This is a genomic window from Delftia sp. (genome assembly GCF_059499305.1).
Map to the genome: position 1 here is coordinate 439,098 of NZ_JCABYI010000030.1, position 26,137 is coordinate 465,234.

The following is a 26,137-nucleotide window of genomic DNA, read 5'->3' on the forward strand; positions in this document are numbered from 1 at the left end:
CAGTGAAAAAGCCCGCAGGAGGCGGGCTTTTTCCTTCAGGACACGCCTTTTACACACCAGGGCGTATTCACTGGCCCTGCCAGCGGCGCAGCACCAGCGAGGCGTTCGTGCCACCGAAGCCGAAGCTGTTGGACAGCACGGTGTTCAACTGGGCATCGCGTGTGCGCGTGACCAGGGGCATGTCGTTCAGCGCGGGATCGGGCGTGTCCACGTTGACCGAACCCGCGATGAAGCCCTTGTTCATCATGATCATGCAGTAGATGGCTTCCTGCACGCCGGTGGCGCCCAGCGAGTGGCCAGTCAGCGACTTGGTGGAGGAGAACGGCGGCACCTGGTCGCCGAACAGCGCGCGCATGGCGCGCACTTCCTGCATGTCGCCCACGGGCGTGGAGGTGCCGTGGGTGTTGATGTAGTCCACGCCGCCTTCGAGGCCTTCAAGGGCCTGCTGCATGCAGGCGATGGCGCCGTCGCCCGAGGGCGCGACCATGTCCTCGCCATCGCTGGTGGCGCCAAAGCCCACGACTTCGGCCAGGATGTTCGCACCCCGGGCCTGGGCGTGCTCCAGGCTTTCCAGCACCACCGCGCCACCGCCACCTGCGATCACGAAACCGTCGCGGTGGGCGTCATAGGCGCGCGAAGCCTTTTCGGGCTGGTCGTTGTACTTGCTGGACATGGCCCCCATGCCGTCGAACAGCAGTGCCATGCCCCAGGACAGCTCTTCGCCGCCGCCGGCAAACATCACATCCTGCATGCCCCAGGCGATCTGCTGCGCCGCTGCGCCGATGCAGTGCGCCGAGGTGGAGCAGGCCGAGGTGATGGAGTAGTTGATGCCCTTGACCTTGAAGTTGGTCGCCAGGCAGGCGGACACCGTGGAGCTCATGCAGCGCGTGACCTGGTAGGGCCCGACGCGGCGAATGCCCTTTTCGCGCAGCGTGTCGGCCGCCTCGATCTGGTTGGCCGGCGACCCGCCGCCCGAGCCCATGATCAGGCCGGTACGCGGATGGCTGACCTGCTCGGGAGCCAGGCCGGCCTGGGCGATGGCATCTTCCAGCGCGATCTGCGCATAGGCAGCGGCATCGCCCATGAAGCGCAGCTGCTTGCGATCGATACGTGCCTCGACGTCGATCTCCGGCACACCGGCCACCTGGCTGCGCATGCCCAGTTCGGTGAACTTCGGCATGGCCTTGATGCCCGTGCGCCCCTCGCGCAGCGAGGTCTCCACGGTATCGAGGTCGTTGCCGATGCACGAGACAATGCCCGCGCCGGTGATGACTACGCGACGTTTGGTCATGCTGCCGTTCCCTGGCCTTCACCCTCGCGCAGGAACAGGCCCACGCGCAGGTCATTGGCGACGTAGATTTCCTTGCCGTCGGCCAGCAGGCGTGCATCGCCGATGGCCATGTTGAGCTTGCGCTTGATCACGCGCTTGATGTCGATTTCGTAGGTCACGAGCTTGACGTCAGGACCCACTTCGCCCGTGAACTTGACTTCGCCGGCACCCAGCGCACGGCCCCGGCCGGGAAGGCGCAGCCAGGTCAGGTAAAAGCCGATCAGTTGCCACATGGCGTCCAGACCCAGGCAGCCGGGCATGACGGGGTCGCCCCGGAAATGGCAGTCGAAGAACCAGAGATCAGGCTTGATGTCGAGTTCGGCGACGATCTTGCCCAGGCCGTGGGCGCCACCATCCGTGTCGATGTGCGTGATGCGGTCGAACATCAGCATGGGAGGCAGTGGCAGACGCCCGCTGTCTGCGGAAAACAGCTTGCCTTCGCCCGAAGCGATCAGTTGCTCATACGAAAAAGAATCGGCCATTGTCTAACTTGCTCCACGGCGGCACTGACGCCACCTCTATCTCTGAATGGGTGCGGCCCGCAGCGGACCATGCAGCCGCGCATTATCGGGGCTGAACGTTGCCAGACTGCAACAAAACCCCGAGGCCGCATCAAAACTCTGCCACAAAGCCACGCCGACCCAGGTCGCGGGACTTGGCTACAGCCCCTGAACCGAGGCCCTGCGGCGGCCGATCCAGGCCACCAGCAGCACCGCCGCAGCAGCGGCGCACAGCGGGACCAGACCTGCTGCATTCACCCAGCGCGCAAACGGTGTCAAGGCCTCGCGGCCCTGCACACTGGCCTCAAGCACCGCGCGCTCGTAAGGCACCAGCGCGTGCGTCACCACGCCCCGGTGGTCGATGGCCACCGTGGCGCCGGTATTGGTGGCGCGCAGCATGGGGCGCTCGAACTCCAGCGCCCGCATGCGGCTGATGGCCAGATGCTGGTCGATCGCCACGCTGTCGCCAAACCAGCCGATGTTGCTGAAATTCACCAGCACCGTGGGCGCCGTCGCTGCATTGCCGAAATGTGCACCCAGCTCTTCGCCAAACAAATCCTCGTAGCAGATGTTGGGTGACAGCCGCTCGCCAGCCCAGGCCATGGAAGGCTGGCCCAGCGCGCCGCGGTTGAAGTCGCCCAGCGGTATGTTCATCATCTGCGTGAACCAGCGAAACAGCGGCGGGATGAACTCCCCGAAGGGCACCAGATGGTGCTTGTCGTATTGGTAGTCCTGGATCTGGCCAGGCTGCCAGCCCACGACCGAGTTCGTATAGCCGGCCTCTTCCGAGCCCAGCGGAATGCCCAGCAGCGCCGCCTGCCGGCCTCCCTTCTTCAGATACGGTTCGCGCAGCAGGTCCAGGTATTCCTCGGGCAACTGCTGGGGCAGCAGGGGCACGGCCGTCTCGGGTGCGACCACCAGCTGCGCCGTGGCCGCGCGCAGCTCCCACCCGTACCAGCCCAGGGCCAGCGGAATGCCGCTGCCGGCCTCGAACTTCTCATCCTGCGGGATATTGCCCTGCAGCATGGCCACGCTCAGCGCTGGCCGTTCGGCCGATGGTGCATTGATGGCGGCATCGCGAAGCCACCACAGCCCGCCCCAGGCCAGAACCAGGGCCGCCACAGTGGCCGCGCACCGTGCAGGCCGAAGGGCTTGTCCGCCCCGCGAACCGGCCGCCAAGGCGGCCAGCCAATACGCCAGCCAGGACGCCACCGCCCCCGTGCCGTAGACGCCGATCCAGCGCGGCAGCACCGACAGGGGCCCTTCGACGTGGGCATAGCCCCCCGCGCCCCAGGGAAAGCCGGTCCACAGCCAGCCACGCGCCAATTCGGCCAGCAGCCAGACGGCGGCGAAAAGCAAGGCGCCGCCCGCCGTGCTGGTGGGGCGCAGCTTGTGCCAGCCCCAGGCGGCCACCGCGTAGTAGCTGCCCAGGAAGGCCGCAAGCGCCAGCACGGCGGCAACGGCCAGCGGCGCAGGCAGGCCGCCATAGACATGCATGGAGATGAACAGCCACCAGAAGGTGGCCACCAGCCAGGCGGTGGCATAGAGCATGGCCCGCCCCGCCGCCTGGGCCGGGCGCTGTGCCGTCTGCAGGGCGCGTGCCAGCACGGCCAGCGACAGAATCTGCAGCCACCACAGCGGGCGGCCATAGCCGCCGACCAGGCTCAGCGGCCCGTCGCCCTGGCCGCGCGCCCAGGGCCAGGCCAGCGACAGGGCCTGGGCTGCACCCGCAAGCAGCAGCAGCACGCCCACGGCGAGCCGGCCCATGCGCCGGCCGTCTTGCGAAAAAGCGGAAGAACTGGACAGGGGCATCGGCCAGGTACGGGAGAGATGTCGGTGGGGATAGAAAGGGGCAGCCTCAGCTGCGCAGCAGACTGTCGGCTGCGGGATCGCGCACCACCTTGAACCAGCGCACGGCGCCGCCCTTGGTGTGCAGCACGGTGAATTCCAGGCCGGCCAGATGGATCTGCTCGCCGCGCTTGGGCACATGGCCCATTTCGTGGGCGATCAAGCCTCCGATGGTGTCGAACTCATCTTCGGGATCGCGGGCATGCAGGGCGACCTCGAAGGCTTCGTTCACATGCTCGATGGTGGTGTCGCCCGCCACGCGGTAGCTGTTGTCGGCCAGGGCGAAGATGTCGCCCTCGTCCTCGGGGATGTCGAACTCGTCCTCGATCTCGCCGACGATTTCCTCCAGCACATCCTCGATGGTCACCAGGCCTGCCACGCGGCCGAACTCGTCGATGACCACGGCCAGATGGTTGCGGTTGCCCCGGAACTCGCGCAGCAGATCATTCAGGCCCTTGCTCTCCGGCACGAAGGCGGCGGGGCGCAGCAGGGCGCGGATGTTCAGGTCCGGTGAACGCTGCAGCTTGAGCAGGTCCTTGGCCAGAAGGATGCCGATGATGTTCTCGCGCTCGCCCTGGTAGACCGGGAAACGCGAATGTGCAGTGGTGATGACCTGGTGCAGCAGTTCATCGAACGGAGCGTCGATGTTGACCAGGTCCATGCGAGGGGCTGCGACCATGACGTCGCCGGCCGTCATGTCGGCCATGCGTATCACGCGTTCGAGCATGACGCGAGACTCGGGGCCGATGACCTGGTTGTCCTCGGCGTCGGCCAGGGTCTCGATCAGCTCGTCAGGAGAGTCAGGGGCCGGGTGGATGAACTCGGCCACCTTTTGCAGGAAGCTTCGCTTGCTTTCCTTCTCGGAAGAGCGCGCAGGATGGGGGTCGGACACTGTCTTGGAGTGCAGGACGTGCGGTAGTGAAACAAGCCGCAAGGATAGCGGATTGCTCCGTCACCCCTGCATGCGCTGCGCCAATTCCCTTTGCGGCGTTTTGCGCCTATTCGCCGGCCTGGTGGCGGCCATCCTGCACGCCACGGCGGATTTCCTGCACGTCGGCCAGAAAATCCCAGAACTGCTTGGCCTGCTTCTTGAGCTGGTAGTCCACCTCGCCGATGTGCTCGGTCATCAGCGACGCCATGTGCGTGTCGATGCCGGCAGGCGGCAGCTGCAGGTAGGCCTCGGACTCGGAGCCATCGCGCTTGATGGTGGCGCCGGCCTTGCGCGCAATCTTGAGCATGGCCGTGTTCTCCGACAGCGCGTGGATGAACATCATGGACACGCCCTTGGTGCGTGCATGGATCACCGCGCGGTTGAACAGGCGCCCGCCGTAGCCGCGGCCGCGTGCCTGCTTGAGCACGGAAACGCCGAATTCGGCGCAGCTCTTGTGCTCGGGATGCGAGGCAAAGGCCAGATGCGCCATGGCGATCAGCTCGAGCCGGCGGTTGTAGATGCCGAAGATGTCGTCGCGCTCGAAATCAAGCTGCATCGCATAGCGGCGAACCTGCTCGTCGCTGGCGGCATAGCCGAAGCGCAGGTAGCGGTCGCCTTCATCGAGCTTGAGCAAATGCGCCACCACGCGTTCGCGGTGGGACGGGCCCAGCGAACGAATGGGCACCATGGACGCGGAGCGCCCATCGGGACGGTGCGGCTGGCCTGCGCTCGCACGCAACATGTCCCGGCCGGCCTGCCAGGACGCCTTCAACCAGTCTTTGGATGCATTCATGGCTCAAATATAGGTAAAAACCCGAGGTCGAGCAACGAAGATATTGCAATGCAACAAAACCGTAAGGTTTTGGCATGCAAACCAATTCCCCTCCCTGCAACACCCAACGGCCTGGCGCCTGTCGAGCCCGAAGGCTACAAAGGCACGGCCGTGGTCACCTTGACGCGGTCCATCACGAAGCTGGTCTTGCAATCCTGCACGCTGGGATGCTTGAGCAAGGTGTCCATGACGAAGCGCGTGTAGTGCTGCATGTCGGCCACGACCACACGCATCAGATAGTCCATCTCCCCGGTCAGCGACACGCACTCCACCACTTCGGGCCAAGTCTGCACGCTGGCGCGGAACACGTCCATGGGGTTGCGCTTGCTGGTCTCGGTGTACTTCTCCAGGCGCACGTTGAGATAGGCGGTCAGCCCCAGGCCCACGGTCTCCGGCTGGACCAGGGCCACATAGCGGTCGATCACGCCGCTGTCTTCCAGGCGCTTGACCCGGCGCAGCACGGCACTGGGAGACAGGCCGACCTGCTCCCCGATGACGTCATAGGTTTCTCGGCCGTTGGCCTGCAGGCGGCGCAAAATGGCCCGATCCAGTTTGTCGATGGTGTGCGTGGCGCTCATGGCGGTGGACTCGTAAATAAGTACGGATTTCTTCAGGGTTAACCCGAATTAACCAGTTAAATTGCGATAAACAAAAGAATTCCGCAATTTTCATGCATTCCACATTTTCCCACCAAGGGCAAACGGCAAAAAGCTGAAGCCCCTCCCGCCTACAGTGACAGCACTGATCGCAAGCCCGCAGGCCATGCCTGGGGCGCCCGAAACACTGTCCTGCACAAAAAGGCCGGAGACCCCCATGAAAGCCCCGCTGAACCTGGCCCAGTTCCCCGCCCGCGCACAGACGGCCCGGCGCGCGCAGGACATGGGCGCGTGCGGCCTCAGCGGCAGTCGGCGCTGCCTATACTGCGGGGATCGCCTCCATTTCGCTTCACGCCATGACGCCCCGCCACGACGCCACCCGCGCCATGCCACGCGATGCCCGTGCATCTGCGCCAGTACGTGCACCTGCGGCAGCCGGCCCGCAGCCGTCGGCCCGGATGGCGCGGCGCAGCCTGCTGGCGGCCCTGGCCGCCCTGCCCTGGCTGCCGGCTTCGGCACAGCCCCAGCCGCCCCAGCCGCCCCCGACAGCCTCGACAGCCTTGACAGCCCCGGCGCGCGACGCGAAATCCGACGCCCTGACCCTGATCGTTCCCTATGCAGCCGGCGGCCCCCTGGACCGCACGGCGCGTCCTCTGGTCGAGGCCAGCTCCGCGAAGCTGGGGGCCATCCACATTCTTTACGTGCCGGGCGAAGGCGGCGCCAAGGGCTCGAACATGGTGGCCCAGGCCACGGCCCAGGACCGCTTGCTGCTGATGGGCGCGGCCGCCACGCACGCCGTGCTGCCCTGGCTGCAGCCCCAGCTGGGCTACGACCCGCTGCGCGACTTCCAGCCGCTGGTGCTGGTGGCGCGCATGCCCAATGTGCTGGTGATGCGCAGCGATCTGGCGCGCCAGTGGCGCATACGCACGGCGCTGGACCTGCAGCGCTTTCTTGCCAAGCACCGCCAGCCGCTGCGCTATGCCTCGGGCGGGCCGGGCAGCAGCGGGCACCTGTCGGGCGAGATGTACCAGATGCTCACGCGGCTGCCGCTGCTGCATCTGCCGTTTGGCGGAACGCAGCCGGCGCTGTCGGCCCTGCTCGACGGATCGGCCGATCTGCTGTTCGACAGCCTGGCGTCCTCGCTGCCGCACATCCGTGCAGGCCGGCTGCAGGCCCTGGCCGTGACCACGCTGGAACGCGTGCCGCTGCTGCCCGAGGTGCCCAGCCTCAACGACACGGTACCGGGCTTCAACCTCGCCAACTGGTTCGGCCTGTTCGCGCCTGCCGGCTGGCCCGCCGACCTGGCCCAGCGCCATGCCGCCGTGTTCTCGAAGGCCATGCGCAGCAGTCCTGTGCAGGAAACGCTGACCGCCATGGGCGTGCTGCCCGAAGACCTTCAACTGCAGGAGTTCGCGCGCTTTGTGCGCTCCGAGCACAGCAAATACGGCCTGCTGGTGCAGGCCGCCCGAATCCGCCAGCTCTGAGCCGCGCAGGTGCCTTGCCTGCCCCCGGCCCGGGGCAGCAATGACAAGATCCCTGGAGAGCACCATGATGAGCACCGCAGCGACCCCCACCTCGTCCCACGCCCCCGCCCACGCCCCTGGTGTGGCACCCGTGGTCTACGGCCAGGCCGACCGCCCCCCGCGCGGCGACTACAGCCGCGCCAGCGACGACTACACCTGCGCGCAGGACTACGACGCCTACACCGAGGCCGACCACGACACCTACCGGCGCCTGTACGAACGCCAGTCCGCCCTGCTGCCGGGACTGGCCAGCCAGCACTTCATCGACGCCCTGCCCTCGCTGGGCGCCAAGGACCGCATTCCGCGCTTCGAGGAAGTCAACGAGCGCCTGCGCCGCGCCACGGGCTGGGAGATCGTCGGCGTGCCGGGCCTGATTCCCGAGGTGCCCTTCTTCTCGCTGCTGGCCAACCGCAAATTCCCGGTCACGGACTGGATCCGCAAGCCCGAGGAGTTCGAGTACATCGTCGAGCCCGATGTCTTCCATGACCTCTTCGGCCATGTGCCGCTGCTGTTCAACCCCGTCATCGCCGACTATATCCAGGCCTATGGCCAGGGCGGGCTCAAGGCCGCCGAGCTGGGCGCCTGCGAGATGCTGTCGCGCCTGTACTGGTACACCATCGAGTTCGGGCTGATCCGCGAGCAGGGCGGCCTGCGCGCCTACGGCGCGGGCATTCTGAGTTCTTCGGGCGAGCTCAACTACTCGGTGCGCAGCCCCGAGCCGCAGCGCCTGCCGCTGTCGCTGGAGCGCGCCATGCGCACGCTCTACAAGATCGACACCTACCAGCACACCTACTTCGTGATCGACGACCTGCAGCAGCTGTTCGACCTCACGGCCGCCGATTTCGAGCCGCTGTACCGCCAGCTGCGCGATCAGCCGACCATCGCGGCCGATGCGCTGCTGCCCGGTGAAGTGGCCCTGCAGACTTCCGCGTCCTGAAGCCGCTCGCGCAGCTCCAGGCAAAAGCGCCAGACGCGCTCGTCGAACACCAGCTGCACGTGGGCCACATCGTCCAGGCGATGCGCGTGCTGCCCTGGCAGCGTGGCCACGGGGAAGGGAAAGACGATGTTGTCGCAACAGCTCCACCAGCAGCTGAAGGCCACCTCGGGCGGCGGCGGCCCCAGGCGCTGCAGCCAGGGACTGTCCTCGCGCATCTGAAGCGCCGGCAGGCCATGGGCGAAGCGCGCCATCCAGGTGCCGCGGTGCGGCGTGGCCAGGGTCACCACATGGGCAGCCAGTTGTCGGCGCTCCTGCGCGGACAACCGGCCCAGCCAGGCACGCACCACCAGTCCGCCCATGCTGTGGGCCACGATCAGCGGCGCCCGCCCCGTGGCCTGGGCCATGCGGCGCGCGCAGGCATCGAGGTCGGCCACCATGGCGTCGATGGATGCGCCGTGCGCCGGCTCCAGCGTCATGGCCGCGCAGGCAATACCGCGTTCCTTGAGCCGCCGCAGCCATGGCGCCCAGACCGCGCGATTGCAGAAGAAACCGTGGACCAGCACCATGCCGACCTGGCCTGTGACCGGGCTTGCGTTTTGTCCTGCGGCCGGGTCACCTGGCCAGCCATCGGCCTCGGCATGGACCCGGAAGGGCAGGCGCCAGCCAAACACCTGCACGGCCAATGCCCACTCGGCGAGCCAGGCTGCCGCCACCGTGCGCCAGGCGGGCACGGGTGCGCCGGCCTTGCGCACCACGCGGCGCATCAACACCATCTGCAGGCCCAGATGCAGGCCCGGCCAGCACAGGCCCGGCAGCGCTCCTGCCAGCGCCAGCCCGCGCGATTCCGGCCACCACCATGCCAGCCAGGCCATGGCGCCGGCCAGCGTGCCCAGCGCCACCATTTGCAGAATGCGTGCGTTCACGGCAGCCCGCCCTCCCTGAAAAAAACGCCAACGTAGCACACAGCGGCCGCACTTTCGTGGGGACGCCGCCCCCTGCCTAGGACAACCCCGCGTAGACCGCAAAGCACCCGCCTGACCAGAATCAGCCGCAGCGGTGGCCGGCCGACCGGCGCCTGCCCCTTTGTCGTTCCCCTGTCTCACCAGCAACCCAAGGTACCCTGCATGGACGCTGCGCCCTGGCTCAAGAACTATCCCGCCGATGTGCCCCACGAGGTGCATCCCGAGCAATACCGCTCGCTCACACACCTGCTGGAGGAGGCCTTCACCCAGCATGCAGACCTGCCCTTTTCGGTGTGCATGGACCGCTGGATGAGCTACCGCGAGCTGGACCAGCTGTCCACGCGCCTGGGCGCCTGGCTGCAGGGACTGGGGCTGGAGCCCGATGCGCGGGTGGCCATCATGCTGCCCAATGTGCCGCAGTTCGCCGTGAGCATGGCGGCCGTGCTGCGCGCCGGCTACACCTGTGTCAACGTCAATCCGCTGTACACGCCGCGCGAGCTGGAGCACCAGCTCAAGGACTCGGGCGCCACGGCCATCATCATCCTGGAGAACTTCGCCCACACCCTGGCCGACGTGATCGAGCGCAGCGCCATCCGCCATGTCTGCGTCACGGCCATGGGCGATCTGCTGGGCGGCATGTATGGCAGCTGGATCACCTTCGCCGTGCGCCACCTGGCCAAGATGGTGCCGGCCTACAGCCTGCCGCTGGACGGCGAGGGCGGCACCGTGCGCGAGGTCACGACCTTTTCCCAGGCGCTGGCGCGCGGCGCCCAGAAAGAGCTGCGCCCCAGCCAGGCGGGACTGGATTCGGTGGCCTTCCTGCAATACACGGGCGGCACCACCGGGCTGTCCAAGGGTGCCGTGCTCACCCACCGCTGCATCGTGGCCGCCACGCTGCAGGCGCATGCCTGGTTCACGCCGGCCCTGCACGGGCGCGTCAGCGCGCAGGACACGCACATCATCGCGGCGCTGCCGCTGTACCACATCTTCGCCCTCACGGTGAGCCTGTTCGCCATGCGCATGGGGGCCAGCCTGAGCCTGATCCCCAATCCGCGCGACATCCCCAAGTTCGTCAAGGTGCTGCAGAAACGGCCCTTCCACATCCTGCCGGCCGTCAACACCCTGTTCAACGCCCTGCTCAACAACGCCCAGTTCCGCGAGCTGGACTTCTCGCAGCTGCGCGTGTCGCAGGCCGGAGGCATGGCCGCCAGCGAGGGCACGGCGCGCCAGTGGCAGCAGGTCACGGGTAGCGTGATGATCGAGGGCTGGGGCATGAGCGAGACCTGCGCCATCGGCACCAACAACCCCGTCACCGCCACGGCCTTCAGCGGCACCATCGGCCTGCCGCTGCCGGGCATCTCCATCGCCATCAAGGACGACGAAGGCCGCGATCTCCCGGCCGGCGAGGCCGGCGAGCTGTGCATCAAGGGCCCCAACGTCATGCGCGGCTACTACAACCAGCCTGACGAGACCGCCAAGGCCTTCACGGCCGACGGCTACATGCGCACCGGCGACATCGGCGTGATGGACCAGGAAGGCTTCACCCGCATCATCGACCGCAAGAAGGACATGATGGTGGTCAGCGGCTTCAACGTCTATCCGAACGAGCTGGAGAACGTGATCTCCATGTGCCCCGGCGTGCTCGAATGCGCGGCCGTGGGCGTGGCCGACGAGCGCCAGGGCGAGGCCATCAAGGTCTACGTGGTGCGCAGCGACCCGGCGCTGACCGAGGACCAGGTCATGCGCTTTTGCCATGACCAGCTCACCGGCTACAAGCGCCCGCGGCAGGTGGAGTTCCGCGACGAACTGCCCAAGACCAATGTAGGCAAGATCCTCAGGCGCGCCCTGCGCGATCCCGCCTGAAGTCCGGACAGCCGCAGCTGTAGCCCACGCGTCAGCCGTGGCTGCCTGCGGCTGTTAGCCTTGGGAAAGGCTTCTCCCCCCATGACCTCCTTCGCCCCCACAAGCGCCACCGCTGCGCTGCCCTGCGGCATGACCGTGCTGGAGCGCGGCTGGCTGTCGGCCAACAACATCGTCTTCGCGGCCGACCCTGCCGATCCGCAGGACGACGGCGCGGCCGTGGTCGATACCGGCTACGTCAGCCATGCCGATCAGACCGTGCTGCTGATCGAGCAGACGCTGGCTGGCCAGCCGCTGGCGCGCATCCTCAACACCCATCTGCACAGCGACCACTGCGGCGGCAATGCCGCACTGCAGGCGCGCTGGCCGCAGGCCCGGACCTATGTCGCGCCGGGCCAGGCCGAATTCGTGCGCCACTGGAATCCCGAGGCGCTGAGCTACACACCCACCGGCCAGGAATGCCCGCCATTTGCGCTGACCGGCGTACTGCAGCCCGGCGCCAGCGTGCGGCTGGCCGGGCGCGACTGGCAGATCCATGCCGCGCCGGGGCATGACCCGCACTCCATCATCCTGTTCGAGCCTGCCAGCCGCACACTGATCTCGGCCGATGCGCTCTGGGAAAACGGCTTCGGCGTGGTGTTTCCCGAAATCGAGGGCCTGCAGGCCTTCGAGGAAGTGGCCGCCACGCTGGATGTGATCGAGGCCCTGGCACCGCTCACCATCGTCCCCGGCCACGGCGGCGTTTTCACGGGCGTGGCCGCGGCGCTGGACACGGCGCGCCGCCGCCTGGACGGCTTTGTGCGCGCCCCCGAGCGCCATGCCCTCTACGCGGCCAAGGTGCTGCTCAAGTACCGGCTGCTGGACTGGCAGCGCGTGCGCACCACTGAACTGCTGGCCTGGCTGGACGCCACGCCCTACTTCGGCATGCTGCATGCAGGCTATTTCAGCCACGAGACCGCCGAGCACTGGAGCCGCACGCTGGTGGATGCGCTGGTGCAATCGGGCGCGGCGCAGCGCGAGGGCGAATGGGTTCACAACGCCTGAACGAAACAGATCCGCGATAGGCGCAAACCACGCCAATCACATCACCGGCCGCAAGCACTGCGCAGCTGCGGCACCACGGGCAGCATCTTCATCGACCGCGTGCGCAACCTGGGCAGCCCGATGCGCGACACCTTCAACATCGAGGACATCGAGATCGTCAAGGGCGCCTCGGGTTCCGAGTACGGGCGCAGGCGCCCTGGCGCCCGCCAATCTCTACGATCCCGGCGTCAGCGATGCGATCACGGGCCAGGACATCCGCTATGCCGGCCAGATCAACGAAGGCCACACCAAGACCCTTGCGCTGTACGCCTTCATGGCCTGGGAGCTCAGCGCGAACCTGAGCCTGCAGCTGAACGTCTACAACCTCGCCAACCAGCGTTACATCGCCAGCCTGAACAGCGCGCGGCGCGCGCCACATCCCGGGCGGGGCGCGCTCGGCCAGGCTGGTCGCCGCGCTGAAGTTCCGAGACAGGGCTGTTGCTGGGCGGCAACGGCCATCCATTCACTTATCAGATTATTCTTATATTTTTATTAGGAATCATTACCATTCTCAATCCAGGCAAAACTGCCTGATCCAGCCAGCACCGGCAAGCCAAGACAGCTCTCCAGCCGCCCGCGCAACGCCGGCCAGCAAGCCAGCATGTTCACTGCCCATCCCGCTTTCCGTTCAACCATGGCGAACTCCAACTCGTACATCAAAAGCCGCAAACACGACAGCGCTGGCCGCTCGCCGTCGGCCGGCATCATCGCTGCAGCCGCGGCCCTGGCCACCCTGGGCCTGCCGGCCGTGGCCCAGACACAGACGCCCAGCGCCAGGACCGCACCCAGCCTCAAGGAAGTGACCGTCGAAGGCTCGCGCAGCACCGGCTACGAACCCGCACAGGTCTCCTCCCCCAAGTTCACGCAGCCGCTGGTGGACACGACGCAGACCATCTCCGTCATCAAGGAGCAGGTGCTGCAGGAACAAGGCGCCACCACGCTGACCGAGGCGCTGCGCAACGTGCCCGGCGCCGGCACCTTCTACGCGGGCGAGAACGGCAACACCAGCACGGGTGATGCCATCTACATGCGCGGCTTCGATACCTCCAACAGCATCTATGTGGACGGCGTGCGCGACGTGGGATCCATCTCGCGCGACGTGTTCAACACCGAGCAGGTGGAAGTCACCAAGGGCCCCGCCAGCACCGACTACGGCCGCAGCGCGCCCACCGGCGCCATCAACATGGTCACCAAGCAGCCCAGCCTGGCCGACAGCTTCGGCGCCTCGGTGGGCGCGGGTTCGGGCAGCTACAAGCGCTCCACCGTGGACTGGAACAAGAGCCTGACCGGGATGGGCGGCGCGGCCTTCCGGCTCAACGCCATGGTGCAGGACGCCGGCGTCGCCGGCCGCGACCGCGTGGCCAATGACCGCTGGGGCATCGCACCGTCGTTCGCCTTCGGACTGAACACCGACACGCGCACCTACCTGAACGTGCTGCACGTCAAGCAAAGCAATGTGCCGGACGGCGGCGTGCCCACCATCGGCCTGCCCGGCTACAGCAACACCGATGCGCGCCTGAACGCGGGCCGCCCCGTGGACCCCAGCCGCTTCTACGGCACCAGCGCCGACCACGACGACGTGACGGCCGACATGGTCACGCTGCGCGTGGAGCACGACTTCACGCCCGACACCACGCTGCGCAACACCACGCGCTGGGGCCGCACCAAGCAGGACTACCTGCTCACGGCCTTCATGACGCTGTCCAGCAACAACAGCAGCAATCCCGCCGACTGGACCGTGTCACGCAGCCTGCCGACCTTCAAGAACCAGGTCAACGACATCGTCACCAACCAGACCAACCTGACGACCAAGCTGGCGACAGGCAGCGTGCGGCACGAGCTGAGCACCGGGGTGGAGATCACGCGCGAAAAGCAGAGCAACTACGGCACGGGCACCACGGGCGCCTGGCCCAATGCCAGCCTCTATGACCCGCAGGTGCCCAGCTCCGGCCTGAACTGGTCGCGCAACGGCGCCGACAGCAAGGGCTCGACCGACACCTTCGCGCTGTACGCCTTCGACACGCTCAAGTTCAACGAGCAATGGCAGGCCAACGCCGGCCTGCGCCTGGACCGCTACAAGACGCAGTACGACGCACGCGCCGTCTGCGGCGGCCGCAGCGGCCCGGCCTGCGGCAGCAATCCTGCAGGCACCGTGCTGCCCAGCGCCGTGGGCCTGGAGGCCTCCGACACCCTGCTGAGCTGGAAGATCGGCGGCCTCTACAAGCCCGCGCCCAATGGCAGCGTGTACGTGAACTACGCCCTGTCGCAGCAGCCACCGGGCGGTGCCAACTTCACGCTGTCCACGGCCGCCAACAACGCCAACAACCCCAACATGGACCCGCAAAAGGCCAAGACCGCCGAACTGGGAACCAAGTGGGAGCTGATGGACAAGCGCCTGCTGCTGACAGGCGCGCTGTTCCGCACCGAGATCACCAACGAGATCGTCACCAACCCTGACGGCACCGTGGGACAGACCGGCAAGAAGATCGTGCAGGGCCTGGAGCTGGGCGCCACGGGCCAGATCACGCCCGCCTGGGGCGTGACTGCCGGCTACACGCTGCAGGACACCAAGGTGGACACGGGCGCCACCGTGGCGCAGGACGGCTCCAGCGGCCTGACCTATACGCCCAAGAACGCCTTCTCACTGTGGACCAGCTACCAGTTCCCGTTCGGCCTGACGCTGGCTGGCGGGGCGCGCTACTCGGGCGGACTCAAGCGTGGCACCGACGGAGCCGTGGGCACGCCCAACTTCACCGATGCCTACTGGGTCTTCGATGCCATGGCCAGCTACCGCATCAACAAGAACGCCGACATCCAGCTGAACTTCTACAACCTGTTCGACAAGGAATACGTGGGCGCCATCAACAAGAGCGGCTACCGCTATTTCCCGGGCACTCCGCGCTCCGTGCGCGTGTCCGCGAACTTCCGCTTCTGAGTGAATGCAAGACGGGCCGCCGCGCCGGCCTTGCCGCGCGCAGAGCGCCGACAATCCCAGTACCGCCCCGGCCCCGCCGGGGCTTTTTCCATGCGAGGAGGACCCGCACCATGATGCTGCACATTCCCGACGTGCTCACGCGCCAGCAGGTCACTGCCATCCGCACAGCCATCGACGCCGCCGACTGGGTGGATGGCCGTGCCACGGCGGGCAGCCAAGGCGCCCGGGTCAAGCGCAACCGCCAGTTGCCCGAAGACTCGCCCGTGGCACTGGAGCAGGGCCGCACCATCGAGCAGGCGCTGGCGGCCAATGCGCTGTACTTCAGTGCCGCCCTGCCCGCGCGCACCATGTCGCCGCTGTTCAACCGCTACGCGGACAGTGAAACCTATGGCCTGCACGTGGACGGTGCGGCACGGCGCCTGCCAGGCGCGCAGCAGTGGATGCGCACCGATGTGTCCTGCACCCTCTTCCTCTGCGATCCCGAGGACTACGATGGCGGCGAGCTGGTCGTGGTGGACACCTATGGCACGCACGAGGTCAAGCTGCCGGCCGGCGACCTGATCCTCTACCCCTCCACCAGCCTGCACCGCGTGGAGCCCGTCACCCGGGGCGAGCGCGTATGCGCCTTCTTCTGGGCACAGAGCATGGTGCGCGACGACACACGCCGGGCCATGCTGTTCGAGATGGACCAGACCATCCAGCGCCTGCGCGAAAAACTGGGCGAGACCGATGAAACCCTCAGCCTCGCGGGCCAATATCACAACCTTCTGCGCATGTGGGCCGAGACCTGAGGGATCGGATCCCTTCAGGGCTTGTGCTTTTCCGCGCAGCCGATCAGGTGGTTGTAGCTGTTGGACATGCACTGGTACATGGCCTTGGAGCGGCCCGTGGCGGCCTGGCAGTCGGCCACGGTGGCGTGCGTGCGCGCCTCGCGGAACTTGCCCGCGGTTGCATCGAACTGCGCCTGCGTGATGTAGCCGCCCTTGAGGTTTTTCTGGCCGTTCTCGACCATGGTGTCCACCTGGCTGCGGATGTTGTCCACGGCGGCTGCGCAGTTCAGCGGCACCTCCTTGGAATCGACCTTGCTCAGGCCCTTGGCCACGCCGTCCGCCAGCTCGCGCACCTGCTTGGGCAGCTTCTTCGTGCCGTCGGGATTGCGCTCTTCGCCAAACCGGCCCGAGCCTGCGCCCGAGCTGCCATTGGGCGAGACCTTGATCTGGCCGGCATCGGCCTGGTCGACGGGCAGCTGCGAACCGTAGTGCGTGCGCCCTTCGGCATCCACCCATTTGTAGACGGGCTGCGCCGCCGCCGTGCACGCCCATGCAAGACCCAGCGCGACCCAGGCCGCGCGGCTCCCTGTTGTTGTCATTCTTGAAACCCCTGCGGTATCCGGGGCCGCGGCATGCGGCCCGCCAGTCGGTAACCAAGTGTAGCGCCGACAGGCATCGCCGCATCCCGCAGGAATGTCAAGTGCGGCTCAGGGCAGATCCTTGCTGGGGTCGGGCGTGGCCGCATCACGCGGGCCGATGGTGCCCAGGCGGCTCTTGAGCGACTGGGGCTGGCCCGTGATCAGCGCCGCGTAGTTGGTGGTGTTGGACAGCACCTTCTTCACATAGTCGCGCGTCTCGGTGAAGGGCACGTTCTCGGCCCAGATGGCGGCGTCGAGCACCGGGCCGTTGCGCCAGTTGCGCGGGCGGCCGGGGCCGGCGTTGTAGCCGGCCGCAGCCAGCGCCATGGAGCCGTCGAAATCGTCCAGCGCCAGCTTCAGATAGGCGGTGCCTATGGTGATATTCACATCGCGGTCATTGATCATGGACGGGGAAAAGTCCGTCATGCCGATCTTGCGCGCCGTCCACCGGGCCGTGGCCGGCATGACCTGCATCAGGCCCGAGGCGCCCACGCCCGAGCGCGCATCCATGATGAAGCGGCTTTCCTGGCGGATCAGTCCATAGACATAGGCAGGGTCCAGCCCGATGGAACGCGAGCGCGCCAGCACCGTGTCGTGGAAGGGCATGGGAAAGCGCTGGCTCCAGTCGGCAAAGCTGCGCGTGCGCTCGCTGGTGTTGATGCAGCGGTCCCAGACCTGCTGCTGGCAGGCCAGGTCGGCGGCGGCCAGCAGTTCGCGGTCGTTCATGCCGCCGGCCTGGTGCAGGTTGGTGGCGTAGTTCCATTCACGCACGCCTTCGCTGCGCAGGCCGTTCTGGATGGCGTAGAGGCCGCGCACCAGACTGGGGTTGGCGCGGGCGGCGGCCTTCTCCTGTGCCGTGGGCGGCGCAGGCGGCGGTGGGGCCGTCACGCGCTGGCCGATGTCCTCCAGCGCCAGCTGCTCGTAGAAACTGCCGGGGCCGGCCATGTCCTCCAGCAGCTGGCGCGCCTCGGAACGCTCCTGCTCGCTGGGGCGGCCCGACAGCAGGGCGCGGGCCTTCCAGTAGGTCCATGTGTGTTCGGTGCGCTCAGGACCCATGGCGTCGATGGCGCGGCGCACCGTGCGCCAGTCGCCTGCACGCAACGCGGCACGCACCTTCCAACCCAGCAGTTCGTCGCTGAGATCGCCGTCCTTGCGCACCTTGCCGAAATAGGCCGCAGCCTCGGGCTGCAGCTTGAGCGCGGCCTGCTTGCCGATCACGCCCCAGGCCCAGTTGTTCTCCTCGGCCGTCAGCCGGGCACCCCAGCCGCCTTCCAGCTGGGTGGCCGCCGCCGCCGGGTCGCTGGACGCCATGCGGATCAGCGCCAGCAGCGCCAGTTCCTTGGGCACGGCACCACGCACGCGCGTCTGCCCGGCAAGGTATTTCGCCGGCGAGGCGAATACCTGCGCCACCTGGGGCAGGGCCCCGGGCGCGACGATGGCCACGGCATCGCGCGTGGCCTTCTGGCGATTGGCCTCGGCCGACTGGCGTGCCTTGCGCCAGACTTCGGGCTCGCTGATCTGCTTGGCTGCGTACAGCTCGCCGGCAGCATAGGTGCAGCCGTCGTCGGCGTCGCGCTGGGCCCACCACAGGTCGCGGACCTGCTGGCCGAGATTGGCGGCAGGCTGGCCCTTGAGGTTGTCGATCAGCAGGGCATAGCAGTTGACGGAACGGTCATCGCGCATGCGAAACGCCCCGTGCACCTGGTCGAACATGCCCCAGTCGCGCCGCTGCCCCAGCAGCAGCAGCCAGTCATTGCGCAGCCGGTCTTCCTGGTAGGTGCCGGGCCAGCGCTTGAAAAACCCCAGAATCTCGTCGGCACTGGCTTCTTCCAGCCGGGCCTTGAGTTCCCAATAGGCGGCCCAAGGTTCGAGCACATGGCCACGCGCAGAAGGCAGCAGCTGCGTGAGCTTGGCCTTGTCGCCCTTGCGAAAGGCCTGCTGCATTTCCAGCAGGACGTCGTCGCCACGGTTTTGCGCCAGCGCAGGCGTGGCTGCGGTGGTCCAGAGGGAAGCCGCCAGAAGCGGTGTCAAAATCTTCAGCCAGTGCATGGAGGAAATTATCTGATGGACAAAGCAGCCCTGCGCCGCAGCTTGATAGACCAGCGCCTCAACCTTCCCGACCGATTGCAGCGCGCCGACGCGCTGCAGCAGGTCATGCGCTTTTGGCTGATACAGCGGCCCGACAGCATCATCGGCGCCTATTGGCCGATCAAGGGGGAGTTCGACCCGCTGCCAGCGCTTCACCGGTGGAAGGAAGATGGCGAGCTACAGGGTACCCCACAAAGACGCCGCATCGGATTGCCCGTGATCGACAAGCAGCGTAAGACACTCAGCTTTCACGCCTGGTACCCGGGCTGTCCCATGGAAGAGGACGCCTATGGCATCCCCAAGCCCAAGGACACCGAAACCCTGACCCCCACCCTGCTGTTCGTGCCCTGCGTGGGCTACGCGGCCGGTGGCTACCGCCTGGGCTATGGCGGCGGTTTCTACGACCGCACCCTGGCCGAGCTGCAGCCCAGGCCCTTCACCGTGGGTCTGGGCTACGGCTGCGGCTATGTGGACGAGTTCGAGCCCGAGCCGCATGACCTGCCGCTGGACGCCATCTTGAACGACCACGGAGTCGTCTGGCCGGTGTAGAACAAGCACCCCCTGAGGCGCTGCACGCCTTCCCCCTCTCTGCCCGCTTCGCGGGGGAGGGGGACGACACCCTCACTGCGGGGCGGCCCTTGCTCGGTGTCCCTCGCTTTTGGCCGCGCCGGTTTCTAGCGCTGTGCTTCTTTAGTTTGCTGTCTCGCGCTGCGCCTGCCATTGATGCCAGCCGCGGGCTCGCAGGTCGCAGGCGGGGCAGGTTCCGCAGCCGTAGCCCCAGTCGTGCAGCGTCTCGCGCGTGCCCTGGTAGCAGGTGTGGGTGTCGCGCTGGATGAGGTCCACCAGGGTGTCGCCCCCCAGGTCGTGGGCCATTTGCCAGGTCTGGGCCTTGTCTATCCACATGAGCGGGGTTTCGATGCGCAGGCGCCGCTCCAGGCCCAGGTTCAGGGCGAGCTGCATGGCCTTCATGGTGTCGTCACGGCAGTCGGGGTAGCCGGAGTAGTCGGTCTCGCAGACGCCGGTGACGATGACCGACAGGCCGCGACGGTAGGCCAGCGCGCCGGCCAGGGTCAGGAACAGCAGGTTGCGGCCGGGCACGAAGGTGTTGGGCAGGCCGTCGGCCTGCATGGCGAAGGCCACGTCTTCGGTCAGGGAGGAGCCGCCGATCTGCTGCAGCACGTCCAGCGAGAGGACATGGTCGTCACCCAGGCGCGGTGCCCATTCGGGAAAATCCCTGGCCAGCCGCTCGCGCACCTGCTGGCGCACCTGCATTTCCACGCTGTGGCGCTGGCCGTAGTCGAAACCCAGGGTCTCGACGCGCTCGTACAGCGACAGCGCCTGCGCCAGGCAGGTGGTCGAATCCTGGCCGCCGGAAAACAGGACCAGCGCAGCCGTGTGGCGCGCCGCTGGCGCCTGGGGAGAAGAGCTATCGTTTTGCATGGCACGCATTAGAGCGCGCCCAGGCAGCGCCCGGCTCCTACATGGGTTTTCCTGCCATGCTTGCTAAGCTGTAGGGCCTATCGCGGAGGTTGCGGCCATGCTCACGCTCTATATCGGCAACAAGAATTACTCATCCTGGTCCATGCGCCCCTGGGTGCTGATGCGCCAGGCCGGCATTGCTTTCGAAGAAGTCATGCTGCGCTTTGACAGCTTCGACGAGCAGTCCGCCTTCAAGCAGCGTGCCCGCGCGCTGTCTCCCTCGGGCCGCGTGCCCGTGCTCATGGACGAAGGCATGGCCATCTGGGACAGCCTGGCCATCTGCGAGTACCTGGCCGAGAAATTCCCTGAAAAACACCTGTGGCCGACCCTGGCCCTGAACCGCGCCCGCGCGCGCAGCCTCTGTGCCGAGATGCACAGCGGCTTCGGCGCGCTGCGCTCGCTGTGCCCAATGAACATCGAGGCCCAGTTGCCCGAGGTCGGCGCGCGGCTGTGGGCCGAGCGCGCGGACCTGCGCGACGATGTCCAGCACCTGTCCGAGCTGTGGCAGCCGCTGCTGTCCACGGCCAGCGGCCCCATGCTGTATGACCAGTTCAGCATCGTCGATGCCTTTTTCGCGCCCGTGTGCATGCGCCTGACGACCTACGAGCTGCCGCTGGCCCCGGCCATCGACGCCTACGTGCGCCGCGTGCGCGCCTTGCCGGGCGTGCAGGACTGGGTGCAGGGCGCACTGGCCGAGCACGATTTCCGGCCGTTCGAGGAACCCTACCGCAGCGCGCCTGCGGCCGGCTGAGCGGCGCACCAGCAAAAGTCGGAGCACTGCTGCGCTGGGGTGGGCGCGGCCTGCGCAATGCCGCGGTTGCGGAGCCATTGCAGCGGCCGTCCGGCTGGTGCTGCTTGAGTGTGTCTCCAGACGGAATCCGAAAGAAAGCATGCGCTCGGCACTCCATCGGTGCGAGGAGGCAGCCCGCCATCATGTCACCGCCCAGGCCCTACCATTGCGGCATGAGCGAATTTCAGGTGTACATGGTGGGCGGCGCAGTGCGCGACCGTCTTTTGGGGCGGGCCGTGCATGACCGCGACTGGGTGGTGGTCGGCGCCACGCCCGAACAAATGTCCGCGCGCGGCTTTCTGCCAGTGGGGCGGGACTTCCCGGTCTTCCTCCATCCCGAGACGCACGAGGAATATGCGCTGGCGCGTACCGAGCGCAAGAGCGGCCTGGGGTACCGGGGTTTCGTCGTGCAGGCGGCGCCCGATGTCACGCTGGAGCAGGATCTGGCCCGGCGCGACCTGACCATCAATGCCATGGCCGCTCCTGCGGACTGGGATGGTGAAAGCGCCATCACCGATCCCTACCACGGCCAGGCCGATCTTCAGGCCCGGGTGCTGCGCCATGTGACCGGGGCCTTCCGCGAAGACCCGGTGCGCATCCTGCGCGTGGCGCGCTTCGCGGCACGTTTCCACGAATTCACGGTGGCGCCGGAAACCATGGCCCTGATGCAGGAGATGGTGGCCGCCGGCGAGGTGGATGCCCTGGTGCCCGAGCGCGTGTGGCAGGAGATCAGCCGTGGCCTGATGGAGCGCCGCCCCTCGCGCATGTTCGAGCTGCTGCGCGAGTGCGGTGCGCTGGCCGTGCTGCTGCCCGAGCTGGAGCGACTGTGGGGCGTGCCCCAGCGCGCCGAGTACCACCCCGAGGTCGATACCGGCGTGCACGCCATGATGGTGCTGGACATGGCCGCGCAGCTGGACACCCCGCTGCCCGTGCGCTACGCCTGCCTGGTGCACGACCTGGGCAAGGGCACGACGCCGGCCGATGTGCTGCCGCGCCACATAGGCCATGAGCAGCGCAGCGCCCGGCTGGCCGAGAAAGTGGGCGAGCGTCTGCGCGTGCCCACGGACTGCCGCGAACTGGGCGACGTGGTGGCGCGCGAGCACGGCAACATCCACCGCAGCGGCGAACTCAACGGCGCCGCCATCGTCCGCCTGCTGGAGCGCTGCGACGCCATCCGCAAGCCCGCGCGCTTCGAACAGGCCCTTGCGGCCTGTGAATGCGACGCGCGGGGGCGCCTGGGTTTCGAGGACCGGCCCTACCCCCAGCGCGCCCGCCTGCGCGATGCGCTGGCTGCCGCGCTGTCCATCTCCACCTCGGACATCGCGGCCCAGGCCGCTGCGCGCGGCAAGCAGGGCAAGGCCATCGGCGAAGCCGTGCAGGCGGCGCGCGCACAGGCCGTGGCCGATTGGCTGGCGCAGGCGGCCTGAGCGCAAAGGCCGCCACACACGGGAATCAGGCTCGCGCCACGGGCAGGACCAGTCGCAGGCACACGGGCTGCTCGCCTCCTGCCGTCAACAAGGCCACGCTGCCGCCCAGCCGCTCGGCGATGCGCCGCACCAGGTACAGCCCCAGCCCGGCGCCGGGCCGGTGCTGGGCGTTGCGGCCACGGTAATACCTTTCGAACAGCTGGTCCTGGTCCGCCTGGGCAATGGGCTCTGCCGGATTCGAGACCTGGATCTCCAGACCCTCGCCCTGCCTGGTCACGTCCAGGCGGACCGATTCGCCCTCGGGCGTGTGGCGGTCTGCATTGGCCAGCAGATTGCGCAGCGCGATGCGCAGCAGGCCGGCATCGGTGATCAATTGCTGCGTGCCCCCGCCCAGTTGGCAGACGATGCGGCCGGGCGCAAAGTCCAGGCACAAGCCATCCACCAGCGCATGCAGGTCGCAGGGCTGCAGGCGCGGCTCGGCATGGGGCTGGGGGTCGGCCATGCGGTCGTCGGCCAGGCAGTCGTCCACCAGGGCCAGCAGGCGCTGGGCGGCTTCGCGGATGTTGCGGCTGCGTGCCAGCGTCTTGTCGGGCGGTGCAGCCAGATTGCGCGCCAGTTGCTGCGCACTGGTCAGGATGATGGCCAGCGGCGTGCGCAGCTCGTGCGAGACCATGGCGACAAAGTCGCGCTGCTCCTGGCGCACCCTGCGCTCCAGCGCCAGCGCCTCGCTGAGTTCGCTTTCGCGCAACTGTCGCTGCCGCAGTTCCGCCTCCAGCCGGACCTGCTCGTGCTCTCGAATGCGGCGCCTGCGCTCGTATCCGCCGATGATCCAGCCACTGAGCAGCAGCATGTGCGCCATGGTGCCCAGCGCGGACGCATGCGTGGACACCAGCGCGGTCAGCGCGTTCATGGGCAGCCAGCCCAGGTTGCGCAGGAAAGAGATCAGCACGCCGGCATAGAAGATGCCGAACGCCAGCATGAAGAACCGTGCCGGGGCGTGGCCGCGCCGCCACAGCCAAAGGGCGAATGCGAGAAAGCCCACGGTCAGCGGCAGGGTCATGGCCTGCACCGGGACCATGCCCGCCGAGTAGTGCCCCGACACCACCAGCAGCATGCAGCACAGGCTGAACAGCCACAGCAGCGGCACGATCTGGCGCACCAGCCGCGGATACAGCGATGCCAGCTCCAACTGCCTGCAGGCCAGTTGCATGGAGATCGCCAGGGCGCCGGCAATGCCGCATCCCAGCAGGCGGTCGCTCCAGAAACCCGGCAGGCCCGTCAACTGCTGCACCAGCCCCAGCGATACCACCTCATTGAGCACGCAGACGCTGAGATAGGCCAGAAACAGGCCGCTCACCGGAGCCCGCGTGCCCAGCCAGAACACCAGTTGCACGCCAATCAACAGCAGGTACAGCCCGAAGTACAGGCCGAACGAGAGGGCCTCGCGCCGCGTATGGTTGTCGAACGCCAGTCGCTGCCACAGATCGATACGGGTGACGAGCGCGTTGCGCGCACGCAGGCGCACCAGCAACTCGTATGACCCGGCGGCAGCAGGTTCGAACTGGAATGCGGGACTGCGGTAGTCCACCGGCCAGGCGTGACGCGGAATCTCTTCGCCGCTGCGCCCCAGCAGCTGCCAGGGGCCGCCAGGCCGGCGCACATGGACCTCCACCTCATCGAGCAGGGCATTGCCCAGCAACAGCATCCAGCTGCCGGGCTGCTGCACCTGCAGCGGCATGCGCAACCAGACCGCCGCCTGCGTGAAGCTGGCGTTCAGGTGCCCTGGCATCGCCTTCCACCCGGGCGCCAGGTCGGCCTGCCGCACATCGAGCAGGCCCGAAGCGTCATCGAGCCGCTGCCACTGCCCTGCGGTCTCCTGCATGGGCACATCGGGGTCCAGCACGAGGGTCCGGGCCTGGAGCAGCAGTGGGCACAGCAGCCAGGCCAGCACGATGAGGGTTGCACGGTAATATCGCATCTGAAGTCCACCACGGGGCCGCCAGCGTACACCAGCTGTCTGCGCTGTCACCCGCCTGCCCTCCTCCCAGTCCATGCTTGATGTGATCCTGCTCGAAGACGAGCCCGTGCTGCGCCATGAACTGGGCGAGTTCCTCGAATCCCTGGGCTATGCACCGCAGTGCGTGGCCAGCCTGCAGGAGTTCGACCGCCATTTCGATGCGCGGCGCCACCGGCTGGCCATCATCGACATCGGCCTGCCCGACGGCAACGGCCTGGCGCTGATCCAGCGCCTGCGCCAGCAGGGCCAGCAACTGGGCATCATCGTCTTCAGCGCGCTCAACAGCAGCGCCAACCGCATCGACGGCCTGGAGATCGGCGCCGACCACTACCTGGGCAAAGGCTGCGATCTCGACGAGCTGGAAGCCACCCTGGCCGCCCTGGTGCGGCGCCTGGGCCTGCAGCAGCGCCAGGCGCCGTGGCTGCTGCAGCTTGGCCCCAGCCGCCTGCAGCCCCCCGCCTCGCCCCCTGTGGCGCTGTCACACCAGGACCTGCTGGTGCTGCACTGCCTGATGGGCAAGGCAGGGGCCAGCGTCAGCCGCCGCCAGATCGTGCAGGCGCTGGGTGGAGACTATCTGGTCTACGACCAGCGCCGCCTGGACACCCAGATGCGCCGGCTGAGGCGCAAGGTGCAAGAGGCCAGCGGCCAGCAGCTGCCTGTCAAGACGCTGCGCAACAGCGGCTATTGCTTCTATCTGCCGGGTGAAGTGCAGGCCTGAGGAAGGGCCTGAAGGCGCCCGGTCCTTGCGGCCCGGCAACCATCAGACGACCGAGCGCACCCAGCGCACGATCTCGCCGGCAGGCAGCGCGCCGGAGACACGGGCGATCTCGCGTCCTTCCTTGAACACCACCATGGTCGGGATGCTGCGGATGTTCCAGGGCGCGGCAGCGTGGGGGTGCGCCTCGGTATCGAGCTTGGCCAGCTGCACGCCGGGCGCCAGCGCCTGAGCCGCCTGCTCGAAGGCAGGCGCCATCATGCGGCAGGGGCCGCACCAGGGGGCCCAGAAATCGACCACCACGGGCACCTGGCTGCGCCCCACATGCCTGGCGAAGCTCTGCGCATCCAGCGCCACGGGCTGGCCGGTGACCAGCGGTTGATGGCAGCTGCCGCAATCAGGCGCGCTACCCAGCTGATCGACCGCAATGCGGTTGGTGGTGTGGCAATGGGGGCAGACGAAATGCAGCTTGTCGGACATGGGCGGCCTCTTGTTGGCGAGTCATGGGGGCAATTGCATGCATATACGGGCGCTGCGCCCATGCTTCAAGCCATGCTCAGACCAGCTTGGCAATCAGGGCGGCAATCACGCTGAGCAACACGGTGCTGGCAATGGGCAGAAAAATCACGCGACCGAACAGGCGAAAGCGGAAGTCGCCCGGCAGGCGGCCCAGGCCTATGCGTTCCAGCCAGGCGTGCAGGCCATTGAACAGCAGCAGGGCCAGAAAGATGACGAGGAGCCAGCGGATCATGGCGCCGAGTGTACGGCGGCGCGGGACCGGGCCATACAGAGTACACCGCGTCATGCACACGACATATGGACTGCCTACATTGCCGCTGTCCCCCCCCCTCTTCATCGCCTCCAGGCCGACCACCA

At 67.4% G+C, this 26,137-nt stretch carries 23 protein-coding genes; 10 read left to right on the top strand and 13 right to left on the bottom strand.

Going from position 1 to position 26,137, the window contains the following annotated elements:
• Window positions 1-67: 67 nt before the first annotated feature.
• The 6 genes from fabB to AC5I49_RS18635 form a co-directional block, all read right to left on the bottom strand.
• Window positions 68-1,291 carry a beta-ketoacyl-ACP synthase I gene (gene fabB / locus AC5I49_RS18610; RefSeq protein WP_016446491.1) on the bottom strand — a complete coding sequence of 408 codons (1,224 nt, stop codon included), beginning with the start codon at window positions 1,289-1,291 and terminating at the stop codon, window positions 68-70.
• Entirely contained in the window at window positions 1,288-1,812 is a 525-nt protein-coding gene (gene fabA / locus AC5I49_RS18615; protein ID WP_016446492.1) for a bifunctional 3-hydroxydecanoyl-ACP dehydratase/trans-2-decenoyl-ACP isomerase, read from the bottom strand. The genes fabB and fabA overlap by 4 nt, the downstream gene beginning before the upstream one ends.
• Before the next feature lie 177 nt (window positions 1,813-1,989).
• Window positions 1,990-3,597: an apolipoprotein N-acyltransferase gene (gene lnt / locus AC5I49_RS18620; protein ID WP_495789712.1), complete on the bottom strand. Its 1,608-nt coding sequence runs from the start codon at window positions 3,595-3,597 to the stop codon at window positions 1,990-1,992.
• 91 nt (window positions 3,598-3,688) lie between these two features.
• Window positions 3,689-4,570 carry a CorC family transporter gene (locus tag AC5I49_RS18625; RefSeq protein ID WP_016446494.1) on the bottom strand — a complete coding sequence of 294 codons (882 nt, stop codon included), beginning with the start codon at window positions 4,568-4,570 and terminating at the stop codon, window positions 3,689-3,691.
• 106 nt (window positions 4,571-4,676) lie between these two features.
• Entirely contained in the window at window positions 4,677-5,402 is a 726-nt protein-coding gene (locus AC5I49_RS18630) for a GNAT family N-acetyltransferase (RefSeq protein WP_016446495.1), read from the bottom strand.
• A gap of 134 nt (window positions 5,403-5,536) precedes the next feature.
• A complete protein-coding gene (locus AC5I49_RS18635) occupies window positions 5,537-6,019 on the bottom strand; it encodes an Lrp/AsnC family transcriptional regulator (protein WP_016446496.1) in 483 nt (160 codons plus the stop codon).
• 374 nt (window positions 6,020-6,393) lie between these two features.
• Between AC5I49_RS18635 and AC5I49_RS18640 the strand changes: the two genes are divergently transcribed.
• Window positions 6,394-7,521 carry a Bug family tripartite tricarboxylate transporter substrate binding protein gene (locus tag AC5I49_RS18640; protein WP_495789713.1) on the top strand — a complete coding sequence of 376 codons (1,128 nt, stop codon included), beginning with the start codon at window positions 6,394-6,396 and terminating at the stop codon, window positions 7,519-7,521.
• A gap of 64 nt (window positions 7,522-7,585) precedes the next feature.
• Window positions 7,586-8,497 (top strand): phenylalanine 4-monooxygenase, encoded by a 912-nt coding sequence (gene phhA / locus AC5I49_RS18645; RefSeq protein WP_016446498.1) that lies wholly within the window; start codon window positions 7,586-7,588, stop codon window positions 8,495-8,497.
• Here phhA and AC5I49_RS18650 read toward each other — a convergent pair.
• Entirely contained in the window at window positions 8,431-9,420 is a 990-nt protein-coding gene (locus AC5I49_RS18650) for an esterase/lipase family protein (protein ID WP_047217748.1), read from the bottom strand. The two genes, phhA and AC5I49_RS18650, sit on opposite strands and share 67 nt — an antisense overlap.
• A 201-nt stretch (window positions 9,421-9,621) precedes the next feature.
• Between AC5I49_RS18650 and AC5I49_RS18655 the strand changes: the two genes are divergently transcribed.
• The 4 genes from AC5I49_RS18655 (at window position 9,622) to AC5I49_RS18670 (ending at window position 16,128) form a co-directional block, all read left to right on the top strand.
• Window positions 9,622-11,322, top strand: a complete 1,701-nt coding sequence (locus AC5I49_RS18655) for a long-chain-fatty-acid--CoA ligase (RefSeq protein ID WP_016451850.1) — start codon at window positions 9,622-9,624, stop codon at window positions 11,320-11,322.
• A gap of 81 nt (window positions 11,323-11,403) precedes the next feature.
• Window positions 11,404-12,363 carry an MBL fold metallo-hydrolase gene (locus tag AC5I49_RS18660; RefSeq protein ID WP_046983869.1) on the top strand — a complete coding sequence of 320 codons (960 nt, stop codon included), beginning with the start codon at window positions 11,404-11,406 and terminating at the stop codon, window positions 12,361-12,363.
• Window positions 12,364-13,036: 673 nt separating this feature from the next.
• Window positions 13,037-15,337, top strand: a complete 2,301-nt coding sequence (locus AC5I49_RS18665) for a catecholate siderophore receptor Fiu (RefSeq protein ID WP_392411703.1) — start codon at window positions 13,037-13,039, stop codon at window positions 15,335-15,337.
• Window positions 15,338-15,447: 110 nt separating this feature from the next.
• Complete coding sequence (locus tag AC5I49_RS18670; RefSeq protein ID WP_016446503.1) at window positions 15,448-16,128, top strand: Fe2+-dependent dioxygenase; 681 nt, start codon at window positions 15,448-15,450, stop codon at window positions 16,126-16,128.
• Window positions 16,129-16,142: 14 nt separating this feature from the next.
• Here the strand turns inward: AC5I49_RS18670 and AC5I49_RS18675 are convergent, their stop codons facing one another.
• Window positions 16,143-16,706, bottom strand: coding sequence for a DUF4124 domain-containing protein (locus tag AC5I49_RS18675; protein ID WP_046983872.1), 564 nt, complete (start codon window positions 16,704-16,706; stop codon window positions 16,143-16,145).
• A 108-nt stretch (window positions 16,707-16,814) separates the two neighbouring features.
• A complete protein-coding gene (locus AC5I49_RS18680) occupies window positions 16,815-18,794 on the bottom strand; it encodes a lytic transglycosylase domain-containing protein (protein ID WP_495789714.1) in 1,980 nt (659 codons plus the stop codon).
• A gap of 15 nt (window positions 18,795-18,809) precedes the next feature.
• Here AC5I49_RS18680 and AC5I49_RS18685 point away from each other — a divergent pair, with 15 nt between their 5' ends.
• Window positions 18,810-19,382, top strand: coding sequence for a 5-formyltetrahydrofolate cyclo-ligase (locus tag AC5I49_RS18685; protein ID WP_016446506.1), 573 nt, complete (start codon window positions 18,810-18,812; stop codon window positions 19,380-19,382).
• A gap of 141 nt (window positions 19,383-19,523) precedes the next feature.
• Here the strand turns inward: AC5I49_RS18685 and queC are convergent, their stop codons facing one another.
• Complete coding sequence (queC, locus tag AC5I49_RS18690; protein WP_203400001.1) at window positions 19,524-20,273, bottom strand: 7-cyano-7-deazaguanine synthase QueC; 750 nt, start codon at window positions 20,271-20,273, stop codon at window positions 19,524-19,526.
• A gap of 97 nt (window positions 20,274-20,370) precedes the next feature.
• Between queC and AC5I49_RS18695 the strand changes: the two genes are divergently transcribed.
• Complete coding sequence (locus AC5I49_RS18695) at window positions 20,371-21,063, top strand: glutathione S-transferase family protein (protein ID WP_016446508.1); 693 nt, start codon at window positions 20,371-20,373, stop codon at window positions 21,061-21,063.
• 212 nt (window positions 21,064-21,275) lie between these two features.
• Window positions 21,276-22,529: a multifunctional CCA addition/repair protein gene (locus AC5I49_RS18700; RefSeq protein ID WP_495789715.1), complete on the top strand. Its 1,254-nt coding sequence runs from the start codon at window positions 21,276-21,278 to the stop codon at window positions 22,527-22,529.
• A 25-nt stretch (window positions 22,530-22,554) separates the two neighbouring features.
• Here the strand turns inward: AC5I49_RS18700 and AC5I49_RS18705 are convergent, their stop codons facing one another.
• Complete coding sequence (locus tag AC5I49_RS18705) at window positions 22,555-24,507, bottom strand: sensor histidine kinase (protein ID WP_047471733.1); 1,953 nt, start codon at window positions 24,505-24,507, stop codon at window positions 22,555-22,557.
• A gap of 73 nt (window positions 24,508-24,580) precedes the next feature.
• On the opposite strand from AC5I49_RS18705, the gene AC5I49_RS18710 reads away from it, so the two are divergent.
• Window positions 24,581-25,264, top strand: coding sequence for a response regulator transcription factor (locus tag AC5I49_RS18710; protein WP_016446511.1), 684 nt, complete (start codon window positions 24,581-24,583; stop codon window positions 25,262-25,264).
• A 42-nt stretch (window positions 25,265-25,306) separates the two neighbouring features.
• On the opposite strand, the gene trxC is transcribed toward AC5I49_RS18710, so the two are convergent.
• Together trxC and AC5I49_RS18720 are read right to left on the bottom strand one after the other, a co-directional pair.
• On the bottom strand, window positions 25,307-25,741 hold the full coding sequence (trxC, locus tag AC5I49_RS18715) for a thioredoxin TrxC (protein WP_016451857.1): 435 nt from the start codon (window positions 25,739-25,741) through the stop codon (window positions 25,307-25,309).
• Window positions 25,742-25,817: 76 nt separating this feature from the next.
• Window positions 25,818-26,012: a DUF2905 domain-containing protein gene (locus AC5I49_RS18720; protein ID WP_012203183.1), complete on the bottom strand. Its 195-nt coding sequence runs from the start codon at window positions 26,010-26,012 to the stop codon at window positions 25,818-25,820.
• Window positions 26,013-26,137: the final 125 nt, after the last annotated feature.

Excerpts from the sequence above, each read along its gene's own strand:
- fabB (WP_016446491.1), bottom strand. The coding sequence starts at position 1,291 with ATGACCAAACGTCGCGTAGTCATCACCGGCGCGGGCATTGTCTCGTGC.
- fabA (WP_016446492.1), bottom strand. The coding sequence starts at position 1,812 with ATGGCCGATTCTTTTTCGTATGAGCAACTGATCGCTTCGGGCGAAGGC.
- lnt (WP_495789712.1), bottom strand. The coding sequence starts at position 3,597 with ATGGGCCGGCTCGCCGTGGGCGTGCTGCTGCTGCTTGCGGGTGCAGCC.
- AC5I49_RS18630 (WP_016446495.1), bottom strand. The coding sequence starts at position 5,402 with ATGAATGCATCCAAAGACTGGTTGAAGGCGTCCTGGCAGGCCGGCCGG.
- AC5I49_RS18635 (WP_016446496.1), bottom strand. The coding sequence starts at position 6,019 with ATGAGCGCCACGCACACCATCGACAAACTGGATCGGGCCATTTTGCGC.
- AC5I49_RS18640 (WP_495789713.1), top strand. The coding sequence starts at position 6,394 with ATGACGCCCCGCCACGACGCCACCCGCGCCATGCCACGCGATGCCCGT.
- phhA (WP_016446498.1), top strand. The coding sequence starts at position 7,586 with ATGATGAGCACCGCAGCGACCCCCACCTCGTCCCACGCCCCCGCCCAC.
- AC5I49_RS18655 (WP_016451850.1), top strand. The coding sequence starts at position 9,622 with ATGGACGCTGCGCCCTGGCTCAAGAACTATCCCGCCGATGTGCCCCAC.
- AC5I49_RS18660 (WP_046983869.1), top strand. The coding sequence starts at position 11,404 with ATGACCTCCTTCGCCCCCACAAGCGCCACCGCTGCGCTGCCCTGCGGC.
- AC5I49_RS18665 (WP_392411703.1), top strand. The coding sequence starts at position 13,037 with ATGGCGAACTCCAACTCGTACATCAAAAGCCGCAAACACGACAGCGCT.
- AC5I49_RS18670 (WP_016446503.1), top strand. The coding sequence starts at position 15,448 with ATGATGCTGCACATTCCCGACGTGCTCACGCGCCAGCAGGTCACTGCC.
- AC5I49_RS18675 (WP_046983872.1), bottom strand. The coding sequence starts at position 16,706 with ATGACAACAACAGGGAGCCGCGCGGCCTGGGTCGCGCTGGGTCTTGCA.
- AC5I49_RS18680 (WP_495789714.1), bottom strand. The coding sequence starts at position 18,794 with ATGCACTGGCTGAAGATTTTGACACCGCTTCTGGCGGCTTCCCTCTGG.
- AC5I49_RS18685 (WP_016446506.1), top strand. The coding sequence starts at position 18,810 with ATGGACAAAGCAGCCCTGCGCCGCAGCTTGATAGACCAGCGCCTCAAC.
- queC (WP_203400001.1), bottom strand. The coding sequence starts at position 20,273 with ATGCAAAACGATAGCTCTTCTCCCCAGGCGCCAGCGGCGCGCCACACG.
- AC5I49_RS18695 (WP_016446508.1), top strand. The coding sequence starts at position 20,371 with ATGCTCACGCTCTATATCGGCAACAAGAATTACTCATCCTGGTCCATG.
- AC5I49_RS18700 (WP_495789715.1), top strand. The coding sequence starts at position 21,276 with ATGAGCGAATTTCAGGTGTACATGGTGGGCGGCGCAGTGCGCGACCGT.
- AC5I49_RS18705 (WP_047471733.1), bottom strand. The coding sequence starts at position 24,507 with ATGCGATATTACCGTGCAACCCTCATCGTGCTGGCCTGGCTGCTGTGC.
- AC5I49_RS18710 (WP_016446511.1), top strand. The coding sequence starts at position 24,581 with ATGCTTGATGTGATCCTGCTCGAAGACGAGCCCGTGCTGCGCCATGAA.
- trxC (WP_016451857.1), bottom strand. The coding sequence starts at position 25,741 with ATGTCCGACAAGCTGCATTTCGTCTGCCCCCATTGCCACACCACCAAC.
- AC5I49_RS18720 (WP_012203183.1), bottom strand. The coding sequence starts at position 26,012 with ATGATCCGCTGGCTCCTCGTCATCTTTCTGGCCCTGCTGCTGTTCAAT.